A 12713-nucleotide genomic window follows, 5' to 3' on the forward strand; every position below is an offset into this window, starting at 1 on the left:
ATGGACGACACTAAGCGGGCCGGCGGTTAAGGACCTTTCCGAGTCGAGCGGGTGAAAACGAGTGAACGGGTTCAGTCGCGCCGGGTCAGCGCGACGAGCGAGACGAGTGCGGCGACTGCACCGACGACGGTGAAGCCGGGCGAGCCACCGGCCGAGTCGTTCGCTTCGGGGGTGGCGGTTGCCGTGTCCGTCGGCGCGTCAGTACCCATCGTCGTCTGGGTCGACGACGTGTCGGTCGTACCGGCAGACGCCTCACCGCGAACGCTCGCGTTCGCCTCGGCGTAGGCCTCTGGGTACCACGTCTGGGCGAGCTGGCGCATCACGAGGACGCTCCGGGGTGCAGGCTGACTGACCTGGTTCGCATCCAACACGACGGTCTGGTTCTGCTGGGCGGCGATGGTGTTCTGGTACGCGGGGGAATCCGGAATGCGTGGCTCGGGCGCGTCCGAGTTGAACAGGAGCCACTCGACTTCCAGGTCGGCCACGACTTCCGGGTTTATCTGGGCGTAGCCGGTCGCCGTGTATTCGAGGTCGGCTTCGGCGGCGAGGTTCGTCGCGCCTGCACTCGTAATGAGGTCGCTGATGTAGGTGTCGGGACCGGGCGTGTAGCCGCCGAAGACGTACAGTGCCTTCGGGGACTCTTGTCCTTCGGCCGCCTTCGTGACGACTTCGACTTCGGTCTGCATCCAGTCGACGGAATCGGCCGCGCCGTCGCATGCACCGACGAGGTTGCCGGTCAGTTCGACCTTCTCGTACACGTCTTCGATGGTCGTCGCCGACTCGAACTGGTACACCGCGATGCCGGCCTGTCGAAGCTTCTGGACCGTCTCGGGGCTGACGACGTTCTCGGCGAGGACGAGGTCTGGCTCCTGTGCGACTATCTTCTCGACGGAGGCGAAGGCGAAGCCGGTCCCGGAGACGTTCGCGCGCGAAGACGCGCCGTCGAGGTAGCTCGCGTACTGCGTCGTGCCGACGACTTTCGCTTTCGCGCCGATTTCCCACATCGTCTGTGCCGACCCCGGGCCGAGGGTGACGACGCGTTCGGGTGCCTGTTCGAGTGTGACTTCAGTCCCAGTCGCGTCGGTCGCGCTGAACGGGAACGAACAATCTTCCTGGGCGACGGTCGCGCCCGCGAGGCCGTCCGCCGGGGCTGGCGTCGGTGTCGTAGCGGCCGCAGGCGTGGCGACGACGCCGAACGCGGCGACCACGACGAGCGTGGCGACGAGGAGTTCACGGAGTGCTGTCATCACACCACCCTCGACACGTATGCAATAAGTATTTACCTAAAGCAAGTTCATTTGCGATAGAGACACGGCTCGATGCACACCGGTTCCCGCACGCTCGCGTGGTCGCTGGCCCTCACAGCCCTGTTAGCCGCGACTATCGTCGTCTGCGCAGCTATCGGTCCGGTGTCGATTCCCTATCTGGTCGTCGCGAAGTCGCTCCTGAATCAGTTTCCACTGTTCGATTTCACGGTACCCAAGACCGCACGACTCATCGTCGTCGACGTGCGGATGCCACGAATCGCGCTCGCCGCGGCTGTCGGCTTCGCACTCGCCGCGGCCGGCACCGTGATGCAAGGGTTTTTCCGGAATCCCATGGCGGACCCGTCCATCGTGGGCGTCTCCTCTGGCGCGTCGGTCGGCGCGGTCGCCGCCATCGTCCTGCCGCTCTCGGTTCCGTACGGGGTCGAGGGCGCGGCGTTCGTCGGCGCGCTCGTCACCGCGTTCCTCGTCTACGGCATCGCGACCGAAGGCGGCCGGACACCAGTCGCGACACTCCTCCTCGCGGGCGTCGCCGTCCAGACGTTCCTCGGTGCAATCGTCTCGTTTCTCCTCGTTACGAGCGGCCAGACCCTGCGGACCGCGCTCTACTGGCTGATGGGGAATCTCAGCAACGCAGCGTGGGGCGACGCGTACTTCACGCTCGGTTTCGCGCTCGTGTGTTTCCCCCCGCTCATGCTGTTTACGCGAGACATGAACGTCCTCCTGCTCGGCGAGGAGGACGCCCATCACCTCGGCATCTCCGTCGAATCGACCAAGTTCGTCTTGCTCGCACTGGCGAGCCTCATCACCGCTGCGGGGGTCGCACAGGCTGGCGTCATCGGCTTCGTCGGCCTCGTCGTTCCCCACATGATGCGCCTCGTAGTCGGGCCGGACCATCGGATTCTGCTCCCGACGAGCGCGCTCGCCGGGGCGTCGTTCCTCGTCGCCACCGACACGGTCGCACGCTCCACTGCGGAAGTTCTCCCGGTGGGAGTCGTGACAGCCGCCATCGGCGCACCGTTCTTCCTGTTCTTACTCAGTCGCCGGGAGGTGCACGCACTGTGACCGACCGAGCGATTCACGTCGACGACGTGTCCCTGTCCTACGGCGACGTACCCGTCCTCGACGGCGTCTCGCTGTCGGTCGACGAAGGGAGTTTCGTCGGTCTCGTGGGGCCGAACGGTGCGGGGAAGACGACGCTTCTCAGGACGGTGAGCGCCGCACTCGAACCAGAGACGGGCACTGTCGAAGTCTACGACGAATCGATGCACGACCTGTCGTCGAAGGCGGCCAGCAGGCGGGTTTCGGTCGTTCCGCAGGACTCGACCATCTCGTTCTCGTTCCCGGTCCGAGACCTCGTGGACATGGGGCGCACCCCGCACCGCTCACGGTTCGCCAGAGCCACCGCAAAAGACACACGCGCAGTCGAGGACGCCATCGACCGGGTCGGTATCCGGGAACTCGCCGACCGGCCAGTCGACGAACTCTCCGGCGGCGAACGCCAGAAGGTCGTCCTCGCGCGGGCGCTCGCACAGGAGGCCCCCGTCCTCCTGCTCGACGAACCGACCGCCAGCCTCGACGTGAACCATCAAGTCGAGACGCTCGAACTCGTCCGTGACCTCGTCGCCGATGGGAAGACCGCTATCGCGGCGATTCACGACCTCTCGCTGGCCGCGCGCTACTGCGACGAACTCGTGCTGTTGGCCGACGGCGACGTGGTCGCCACGGGCGAACCGGACGAAGTTCTCACGCGCCCGCGCCTGCGAGACAGTTTCGATGCCGAGACCGTGCTCACCCGTCACCCCGTCACCGAGAGCGTGACCGTGACACCGCTGGCGCGGGCACCGGATTCCCTCGACGCGAGGGTTCACGTCGTCGGCACCGGGTCGGTCGCAGCTCGGACAGTCGAACGGCTCGAAAGCGCCGACGCGACCGTCTCTGTCGGGCCGGCCCCACCGGGCGATGCCGTGGTCGAAACTGCTCGCCTGCTCGGCGTGCCGACCACGCTCACTGAACCGTATTCTCCGGTCGACGAGGACACACTGAGCGCGCTTCGAGAGCGGGTCTCGACGGCCGACACCGTCGTCCTCGCCGACCTTCACGTGACTGCCGGGAACCGGGACGTGCTGTCTGCTGTCCGAGATGCCACGTCACTCGTCTGTGTCGAAGACGGCCAGTGGCGGTCTCGCGTCGAGAGCGACTATCACGACGCGTATCGCCGACTGCGCGAACGGGCCGTCGTCGCGTCACCCGCGGAGTGTCTGCGAGCCGTCGCCGAGGCAGACGCCCACCCGACCACGCCGACTGAACACACGGAGTATTGATAGTTCCGGCCTCGGAAGGTTTGCCAATGGTGCGCCAGCAGTCCCTCCGCTGTATTCTCCTCGTCACTGTCGTCGTCCTCGCCGGCTGTGGTGGGTTCGCCGGTGAGCAGACGACCCGAGCGCCATACTCGGTCGAGACGACCGATACCGAGACGACGACTGGGACCGCAGTTTCGGACGCCGGGCGAGAACCGAGGTTCGACCCCGACCCGAAGAACGACTCCATCGGTGACACTGAACACTTCCTCGACTCGCAGTCGACCGTCCTGAACGGCACCAGCTACCGGTTCGTCTACTCGTACGAAGTCGTCGCGGCGAACGGGACGACGCTCTTTCGGACCGCCCGAAGGGGCGCGTTCGCGGAGGACGAGTCGGTGTTGCACGTGGTGAGGGAGACCAGCGGCCCAGTCGCACCGATGCAGGCGACGAGGGAACTGTACGCGAACGGGACGGCTCTGTTCGAGCGGTTCATCACCGACGGAAACGCCACCGCACAGGTCGTCCGCGGCCCAGATGGCGACCCGGTGAATCTGACAGCAACCAGTGTCGACGACGTACGCACCGTCGGCCGCGCACAGGGGACGAACGTCCAGTTCCTCTACACCTCGTTCGAGATGGTCGACGTGACCAGCGTCGAAGAACTCGGTCGCGTTCGACCCGGACTCGCCGAACCGCTGTATCGAATCGAGGGTGAGACCGACCGGGCGACGACGAGCTTCCAGACGTATCCGGAACTCAGTGGACAGCCCACGAACGTCACCCTCACCGCAATCGTGGACGCGAACGGCTTCGTCTACGATTTCCGGTTCGGCTACGAGAGCGAGTTGGAAGGTGAGCCAGTCCGCGTCGAACTCACGCTCTCGTACCAGGACGTGGGGAAGACGACGGTCGAACGGCCGCCGTGGGTGTCGAACGCGACGACGGAACAGTCGCCCGTTCAGGCGTCACGGTCCAGCTGACGCGAACTTTCTTGCGCCCCGGCTTCGAACCGCAGACGATGCCCTCCACACGGCTCCTCGGCAGTCTCTGTCTCGTCGTCCTCGTCGCTCTCGCCGGTTGTGGCAGCGTCGGGGACGGCCAGAACGCACGAGAACCGTTCTCCGTCGAACCGACGGCGGACGACGAACAGACCGACACCACCACAGAGCCGACCGTCGTGCCGTCCACGTTCGAACCGGACCCAGCGAACGACAGCATCGGCGACCCGGAAGCGATTCTCCCTGCACAACGTGAGGTCCTGTACAGGACCAGCTATCAGGTCGAGAGTAGGCAACTGGTCGTGGCCGAGAACGGCACCGCCCTCTACGAGTTCAGTTCTCACAACTGGTTCACGGAGAACCGGTCGCGATTCGCGTCGAGTATCCGTCGAGGCGGGGCGAACTATCCGGCATCGCTCCGGAGCAACGTCTTCGCCGACGGGGAACGAGTCTACCTCTGGCAAACACGCGGAAACAACACGACGAAGAAGGTCATGCGCGGCAGTGACGGGACTCCGGTCCCGCCGCGGGCTAACTCGGTCGGGCTCCCGCGGGGCGAAGACAGCGTCTGGACCGTGCCGCAGTTCCTCACCCTCGTGAACATCACGAGCGTCGAGAAACTCGACGACGCCCCTGAAGGACTCGACGGGGCGTTCTACCGCATCGAGGGCGAGCGCGCCACTGCGGGGAATTCCACAAGTAACAGGACCATCGTCGGGAACGCGACGGACGTGCAAGTCTCGGCAACCGTGAGCGAGCGCGGGTTCGTCTACGAGTTCACCGCGACGTACAACACGACGCTGAACGGCGAGTCGGCGAGAATCAATCGGGCACTTCGGTACCACGACATCGGCCAGACCGACCTCTCTCAGCCGGACTGGGTCGACGAAATCAAGCAGAACGAGACGACCACTGGAGCCACGACCACGTCTACTGCCCCGACGACGGGCACGAGCACCTCGCAACCAAACGGGACGACGACTGGGGACGAACTGGACGAGGAGTCGGCACTGACAGCTTCCGCAATCCAGTCGCCAAACGTTGAAGCACCGGCCGTGCTAACTGCCGACGATGGACATACGCGGCGTGCTGGCCCTCGTCGTCCTTCTCTCGCTTGCGGGCTGTGGCTCCCTCGCGGAAACCGATAGCCGCGACCCGTTCACTGTCAACCGAACTGCGACGACGACCGCGGCCGGTGACAGCTCCGGTGGCGACGAAGGTATCGTCGTCTCGCTCGACTCCGACAGGAACCGCATCGGCGACCCGGCCACGCTCGTCGGCGCACAGGAACGGTTTCTCGACGGGACGAGCTACCGGGTGCGCGCCGTCGACCGCGTGACCACTGCGAACGGAACGATTCTCCGCGAACTCATCCGCGACGGAGCGTACGCGAAGAACCGGACACGCTATCGCTACGTCGAGACGGTCCGTGGCGAGAACGTCGACAGCCCCGGACGAACCGTCCTCTTCGCCGACGGTGACCGAGTGTACCGGCGACAGACTGTCGCCAACCGGACGACCACGACGCTGCTCCGCGACGACGGTGGGTCGCCGTTCGCCCCGAGCGACATGGGCGTGTTCCGCGGTGAGCAAACCGAGACGCTCTCACTCGCGTTCGAGGCGATGACCGTCACCAGCGTCGAGACACTGGAGAGTGTCCCCCGTGGGATGGAGTATCCGGTGTACCGACTCCAGTCCACGACGCTCGCTTCACCCGACCGGCTCGCACCGACGGCCGACACCACTGTCGAGAACGCGACGCTCGACGTCATCGTCGACGCGAAAGGGCAGGTTCGCGAACTCGTGTTCCGCTACACACTGCTCGAAGACGGCGAACGACGTGTCGTCACCAACAGACTCGCCTACATGGCGCTCGGGACGACGACCGTCGACCGCCCGACCTGGACCGAAAACGCGACCGATGCGAGTAGCCAGACGACAGCTCGCAGCCTCAGAAATCGCTGACCCGGCCGTAGCACGCCCAAACCGCGAGATTTTGGCCGAAATCAGACACCGAACAGGTCGAACCGACATCAGCAATTCTGTATAGCGAAATACGATTTATCAGTCGCGTCTCGTTCATGGTGATTCCAGAGAATGTCACCAAATCGGTACACCTGAAACGCCAAAATACCCTCAGAGCAGGCTGTAGACGTTCGCTTCGTACACGTCGCGGACACGGCCGCCCCAGTTGTGGGTGTACGTGTCGACGATGTCACTCGCGACGTCGCCCCGGAGGTACTTCACGATACCACGGTCGCCTGTCCGGTCCCTGAGGTGCGTCGTGAAGAAGTGTCTGAAGTAGTGCGGTGTGACGTTCTCGGCCGCGCCACCGCCGGTTCGGTACCAGCCCTGCTCTCGGGCGTGGCGTTCGACGACGTTTCTGACGCCCTGTGCAGTGATTCTGCGGCCCCACTCGTCGCTCGTGGAGGTGAACAGCGGTTCTGCGGGCGATATCGCGTCGGGGCGAATCGCCAGCCACGCCGTCAGCACCTGCGCCAGTTCGTCGTCGACCGGCACGACCGTCGAGCGTTTTCGCTTGTTCGACTCGGTGCGTGCTTCGCCGTTGTAAACCTCGCTACGGGCCGGTTCGCTGGCGACGTACAGCGAATCCGGCCGCCCGTCCAGCTGGACCTGTCCGCCGAGGTCGTACGCGGCCCGCACATCGGGCGAGTCGAGCGCGAGGTCTCGCAGGTCGAGGTTACACAGTTCCCCGACACGCATTCCCGTCTTCAGGAGGGTTACGACCAGCGCACGCTCCAGTGGATGTCCGATGTCGGCGACGAAGTCGCGCATCTGGGCCACCGAGAGTTCCCGTCTCGTCGGGTCTTTGTCGATGGATTCGTCCATCTCCTCGACCACCAGCGCCATCGGATTCGCGTCGAACTCACCCACCTGCGTCATGTAGGCGTAGAACCGGTGGACGTAGGAGGCGTAGGAGGCCACCGTGCTGGGCGCGAGTTCGCCTCGAAGCGAGTGGACCCACGCCATACACTCTCGGCGACCGGCCGATTTCGGGGTCAGCGACTGTCCGGAAGGACCTCGCTCCGGGTCGGCGAGGAACGCCTCGAAGCGCCGGAGAACCCGGTCGTAGGCCTCCTGCGTCCGTTCTGCCTTCCCGTGGTAGGTCTGGTCTTCGAGGAAGTAGGCGACGGAGTCTGTGGACTCTGCCACGCTATTCACCCGTGAGGACGTAGCCGCCGTCACGACCACTGTACCGGACGCTCCCCGTCGACTGGAGGTCCGCCAGCGCGTCGTCCAGCCTGGCCTCAACGTCGTCGCTCACGTCTGCGAGCAACTCTTCCCACGATTTCGCGCCCTCGGCCGACTGCAGCGTCGAAACGACGCGCTGTTGCATCGCGCCACCCGTGTCGCCGTCTCTCTCCGAGTCACCCGATATCGACTCGGTTTTCCCCTCGGTCGACCCGTTATCGGGTGACTCAGGAAGACCGAACTTCTGGCGTCCCGCCTGGACCATCGTCCGGACGAACTCGCTCTGACTCATGTCGAGTTCGTCGGCGTGGTCCGTCCAGTGGTCTTTCTGGTAGGCCGGGACGTACGTCTTCACGACCGACCGAGTGGTGTCCTGGTCGCTCATCGAGCACACCCCCCACACCATGATATATCATGTTCAGAGGGGTGTGTCTGGAAGGGTGTTTTGGGGGGTCGAACCCCAGGGGTAACGTGCTCAGAACACCCCTCCAGAACGGGCCGGTTTTGCAGCAATTTTTGTTTGTAGGTTCGGGGAGTAGCACACTGAGAAATCAGACGAGATTCCGTCGTCGAACGGACCGAATCGAGAGTCAGTTTCTGGACGCTGTCGCGGCCGTCGACGGGGCCGTCAGACGCGGCGTGATTCGACGTGGTTACAGCGTCGAGAATCGGCCCAGACGACGACCGAAATCCAGTGCTGTGTGTTTGATACATCGAGGACATCAGTTGTTGCCCGTGTCAACTCGGGCCCATTACTTCAATCTGTCCCACAAAACCAGATAAGAGACCTTATCTTCCGACAGAGGCCCATTTTTTGTGTCCAGAAATATTAGTATCCAAGAATCTAGTACTCTGATTTTCTCGAAATAGGCTCATCAAACGAGATACAAAATACAATTGTGTCGCCTTGCATCCGACACAGTGTGGGGATGAAGCGTGACAAACGCGAGAATACGAGCCAACACAGCCCGCCAAATAATACTCAAAAATAATATATTTCGGCCAGACGCTGACCGGCAACGACAGTCTCTCCTACCAAGATTGTGGAGTGTGTCGTCGGTCCAAAATCGTCCCTTCGTCGCCCCTCCGAGGCAGTGAATTTCGACGACAACTGAGGGTCGGAGATGGGCTCGATTCGACCGAGAATATCGTCGCTAAAAACCCGGTGATGCTCGGGGTGATTCTCGAAGTGATTTTCGGGTCAGCTAGCGGAAAGAATAGCTCGAAAATAGACACCAGTCCAGGAGGTGCATCAGGCGTTCCTTCGATACCCGAACGAGGCGGTCTCGTCGAGAAATTCTCGTCGAATATCGCATCGTGACTGGGGGCGACGTCGCGCTGTACAGGCAGGTGCCGAGGTGACTCAAGCGCAGCTACTGGAACGCTTCCAGAAGATGCGATGAGATACTCATCTCGTGGGGGAAACGGCGCAGCGGCCGCCTCAGCGGTTTCGGGGGCGATGTTCGACGTGGGCCAGCAGGGCCGGGTGAATCGCACAGAGTTCGTCGAACGGAGTCCCGTCGAGCGACTGTTGACACGAGAGAGAAGCGAGAAGGAGCCGAATAGCGCTAATTTGTGCGATAGAAGGCTTGAAGTGCAGGTGGGCCGTCGATTCAGCAGCCTCTCAGAGTGAGCGCGGCCGCACTGAATAAATCCTATGTCGCTATATCAACTCTGGCCAGCGTCCGCTACTTCAGTGCCGTAAAATTATCCGGGGTGAGTCAGCGACTCACTCCACTGGCGACTCGACCGCGCCGAGTTGCTCGAACAGGCCGAGCAGGTTGTCGACGACGTGTCGCTCGCTGATCTTCCCGCCGTCGAGGTGGTCGATGAGTAGTCCAGCGACCTCGATGTCTTGGTTCGTCGGGTCGATGCCCATGAACGCCCCAGTGTGCGTCGCGCGGGTCGTGAACCGGGCGACCACCGCATCGCCCTGAACGACGGTCTCTTCGATGTGCATGTCCACGTTCGAGAACGCGTCTCTGAACGTTTCGACAAACGCACGGTAGTCGGCTGGACCGCGAACGGTCGCCGAAAGCCCTGGGTTCGTGTAGACGAAGTCTTCGGCGACGAGTTCCGAGACCGCGTCGAGGTCCCCGTCACTGTGCCACATCTCTTTGCACTCTCGCCTGACGACGGCTTCGTTCGTTTTTCCGAGTGATGCTCCACTCATGCGTCTCTCCTCTTCGCTAGAAAGTACGCTCTCGGAGGACAGAACGGTTGCCTTGAAATCGCAAAACTGCTGTACGGCGTGACGTTCTCGTCCGATGGAGTGGCACGCCGCCGGACTTACTGCACGGCGAGTTCGGTGTCGAGGTCGGCCTCGGTGAACAGTTCTTTCACGACGTCGACACCGGGCGTCGACTCCGCGACGTTCTCCATCAACACGGTCTCGCTCGGGAACAGTCGGGTCCCCAGTTCGAGGCCGTAGTCGCGAGCGGTCGAACCGGTCATCGTGAGGTAGACGCCGACGCCGACATCGGCGATGGCAGCTTCCTCTTCCTCGCCTGCGGGCGGGTAACAGAACTCGACATCGGCGACGGCGTCCGTTCCGAGGACGGCCTCCACGAGTCGTTCGTACCGGGGCGAGATGCAGAGTGGGCCGGAATAGTCGTCGATGAACTCCCGCGTCGCGCCATCGGCATCGTGGCCATCGAGCACGTTTGGTTTGGCCATCAGGGTGTGATACACCGTATCCCCGAGGCCGGTGACGACTCGAACGTCTGTGTCGTGCGGGTCGATACGCGCGTTCACGTCGGCGATGTTCGACAGCGGTTCGGGCCGTAGTCCGACGACCTCTTCGAGCACGAGGTCGGCGCTGTCGAAGCCGAGTGCGAACGAGTGTGTCCGGAGCGCGCGGAACGGCTCTTCGCGGCCGACCAACTGCACGTCGAACCCGTCGGCCGAGACGGTGACGCTGTCGAAGACGACGCGCCGAGGCATGCCGGCACGGTCGTCGCGAAGGAGGGTGTACTCGGGTCGATGGTCGTGAACGAGGTCGCTGTACGCTGAGAGTCGCTCGTAGACGTCCCGGTCGTCCTCCTGGTTCCCCTTCGTCAGCGCCTTCTCGTAGCGCAACGTGGAGATTATCTCGTCGGCCACCTCGGTGGCTCCGACGCGGTTCGCGATGCGTTCGAGGACCGCCTCCAGCGGGCGTCCCTTGCGTGGCACCGCGACAGCTATCGTGTCGGCCATTTAGCGGACGAACGGGATGGGCGCTAAAAACAGGTTCGCTTCAGGAAGAAACCCGGAACGGGCTGCGCGTGCTAGCGTGGGCCTTACGAGAACATCTCGCCGAGCTGGTCACGCCACTCCTGAATCTCGGTGACTTCCGTGTCGAGGCGTTCGACGTCCTCGGCGAGGTCGTCCACGTCGTCGCGTAGGACACCCACGTCGTCTTCGGTCTCGTCGAGTCGCTCGGTGTTCTCGTCGGCCTGTTCCTGCACGGAATCCACGTCAGCTTCGAGCGTGTCGGTTGTCTCGCCGACCGAGTCGCGGAAGGAGTCGAAGTCGTCGGAGAGCGTCCCGACGTCTTCGTCGACAGCTTCCACGCGCTCGTCGACCGCGGTGACGTCGGACTCGACGCCAGAGAGGTTGGATTCGAGTTCGTCGAGCGAGTCGTCGTGGCTGTCGACCGAGGCATCGAGTGACGCCACGTCTTCACGCAGGTCGGCGACTTCCACTTTGTACTCCTCGATGAGCTGTTGGGCGGTTCCCTCGTCGTCGAGGAAGTCTTCGAGTGCGCTCGTGTAGGCGGCGACTTCTTCGACCCGGGACTGCAAGTGTTCGACCTTCGCCACGTCGGTCGATGCGGGTTCCAAGTCGAGTTCCGAGCGCAAGAGGTCGCGGTCGGCGTCGGAGAGTTCGCCCGCACGAAGTTCGTCGACGAAGGCGCTCGTCACGCTCTCGACGGCGACTGGGGCTGGTTCTGCGTCGTCTGGGGTTGGCTCGCTGTCGTCAAAAGTCGACTCTTCGGTGGACTCGTCGTCGACAGCAGCCTCGTCTTCGGAGACGGCTTCGTCGGTCGCTTCCTCGTCGGTGACGTCGTCTTCCACCTCTGATTCGGCGTCTTCGGTGTCCGCGCCCGCTTCGTCGTCTTCGTCGAGGTCCAGTTCGATTTCCGGACCGTCCTCTTCGTTGGCATCCTCGGCCGCCACATCCTCGTCGTCGGGTGCTGCGTCGTCCTCGTCGGCGTCCTCTCGGACCTGCTCTTCTGCGGCTTCGAGGTCGAGTTCGATGCCACCTGCGCCCGCCCCCTCGTCCCCGCTCTCGTCTTCGTTGGCCTCTTTCGAGAGTTCGTCCTGCGTGAAGTCGAGGTCAATGTCTTCCTCCGTGGTCGGGTCGTCCGACGCTGCTTCTGCCTCGGCTTCGGCGTTGCCGAGGTCCAAGTCGATGGACCCACCGTCGTCGTCTTCCTCGTCGGCTGCCTCGTCCCCACCGAGACCAGGCATGTCGGAATCGCCGGCGAGCATGTCTTTGACGACCTGATTCGAGTCGTTCGAGACGATGTCGTCGATAGTGTTGTCGCCTTCCACGGCGTCGTCCGTCTCTTCGACGTCCTCGCCCTCGCTGACCACGTCGCTGATTTCGGGTTCGGTGAGGAACTGCGCGGCCTCTTCACGGTCGTCGATGCGGACGCCGTAGACGGTCGTTAGCTCCTCGCCGGCGTCGAGTGTTCGCTGGAACTCGACGTGGTGGTCCTGAAACGCGGTCCAGTCGTCGCTGTGGTAGTCCGGATGGAAGCCCACTCCGTCCATCGGGAACGACTCGGGGATGTCCTCGTGCAGACGAACTGTCACTGCTTCGTCACGGCTCGAACTGATGACGAACCGAATCGCGGGCACGGGGAACTCGTCGGCGGCGAACGACTTCTCCACCGAGACGCCGTCCGCGTCGACTTCGATGATTTGCTCCGTATCGACCTCGCTACTCAT

General features: G+C 63.4%; 11 protein-coding genes. 5 read left to right on the plus strand and 6 right to left on the minus strand.

Annotation, left to right across the window (positions count from 1 at the left end; translation table 11 throughout):
* Positions 1-71: 71 nt before the first annotated feature.
* Complete coding sequence (locus ACSC1P_RS00260; RefSeq protein ID WP_435358118.1) at positions 72-1247, minus strand: PGF-CTERM-anchored ABC transporter substrate-binding protein; 1176 nt, start codon at positions 1245-1247, stop codon at positions 72-74.
* Between the two features lie 72 nt (positions 1248-1319).
* Between ACSC1P_RS00260 and btuC the strand changes: the two genes are divergently transcribed.
* From btuC to ACSC1P_RS00285, 5 genes are read left to right on the plus strand one after another with little or no spacing between them, the layout of a single operon-like run.
* Entirely contained in the window at positions 1320-2330 is a 1011-nt protein-coding gene (gene btuC, locus ACSC1P_RS00265) for a vitamin B12 ABC transporter permease BtuC (RefSeq protein WP_435358119.1), read from the plus strand.
* Entirely contained in the window at positions 2327-3589 is a 1263-nt protein-coding gene (locus ACSC1P_RS00270) for an ATP-binding cassette domain-containing protein (protein ID WP_435358120.1), read from the plus strand. The genes btuC and ACSC1P_RS00270 overlap by 4 nt, the downstream gene beginning before the upstream one ends.
* 26 nt (positions 3590-3615) lie before the next feature.
* Positions 3616-4548: a DUF7537 family lipoprotein gene (locus ACSC1P_RS00275; protein ID WP_435358121.1), complete on the plus strand. Its 933-nt coding sequence runs from the start codon at positions 3616-3618 to the stop codon at positions 4546-4548.
* 38 nt (positions 4549-4586) lie between these two features.
* Positions 4587-5714, plus strand: a complete 1128-nt coding sequence (locus tag ACSC1P_RS00280; protein ID WP_435358122.1) for a hypothetical protein — start codon at positions 4587-4589, stop codon at positions 5712-5714.
* Positions 5638-6531: a DUF7537 family lipoprotein gene (locus ACSC1P_RS00285; RefSeq protein ID WP_435358123.1), complete on the plus strand. Its 894-nt coding sequence runs from the start codon at positions 5638-5640 to the stop codon at positions 6529-6531. The genes ACSC1P_RS00280 and ACSC1P_RS00285 overlap by 77 nt, the downstream gene beginning before the upstream one ends.
* A gap of 171 nt (positions 6532-6702) precedes the next feature.
* On the opposite strand, the gene ACSC1P_RS00290 is transcribed toward ACSC1P_RS00285, so the two are convergent.
* The 5 genes from ACSC1P_RS00290 to ACSC1P_RS00310 form a co-directional block, all read right to left on the minus strand.
* Positions 6703-7749, minus strand: a complete 1047-nt coding sequence (locus ACSC1P_RS00290; protein ID WP_435358124.1) for a tyrosine-type recombinase/integrase — start codon at positions 7747-7749, stop codon at positions 6703-6705.
* The gene (locus tag ACSC1P_RS00295; protein WP_435358125.1) at positions 7742-8164 is read right to left on the minus strand and encodes a DUF5805 domain-containing protein; all 423 of its coding nucleotides are present in this window, start codon (positions 8162-8164) and stop codon (positions 7742-7744) included. The genes ACSC1P_RS00290 and ACSC1P_RS00295 overlap by 8 nt, the downstream gene beginning before the upstream one ends.
* Before the next feature lie 1344 nt (positions 8165-9508).
* Complete coding sequence (locus ACSC1P_RS00300; RefSeq protein ID WP_435358126.1) at positions 9509-9952, minus strand: ester cyclase; 444 nt, start codon at positions 9950-9952, stop codon at positions 9509-9511.
* Between the two features lie 116 nt (positions 9953-10068).
* On the minus strand, positions 10069-10974 hold the full coding sequence (locus ACSC1P_RS00305; protein WP_435358127.1) for a phosphoribosyltransferase HisG-related protein: 906 nt from the start codon (positions 10972-10974) through the stop codon (positions 10069-10071).
* 83 nt (positions 10975-11057) lie between these two features.
* Complete coding sequence (locus tag ACSC1P_RS00310; RefSeq protein ID WP_435358128.1) at positions 11058-12713, minus strand: AAA family ATPase; 1656 nt, start codon at positions 12711-12713, stop codon at positions 11058-11060.

The sequence above is a fragment of the Haloarchaeobius caseinilyticus genome (genome assembly GCF_051207395.1).
Classification (GTDB): Archaea; Halobacteriota; Halobacteria; order Halobacteriales; family Natrialbaceae; genus Haloarchaeobius.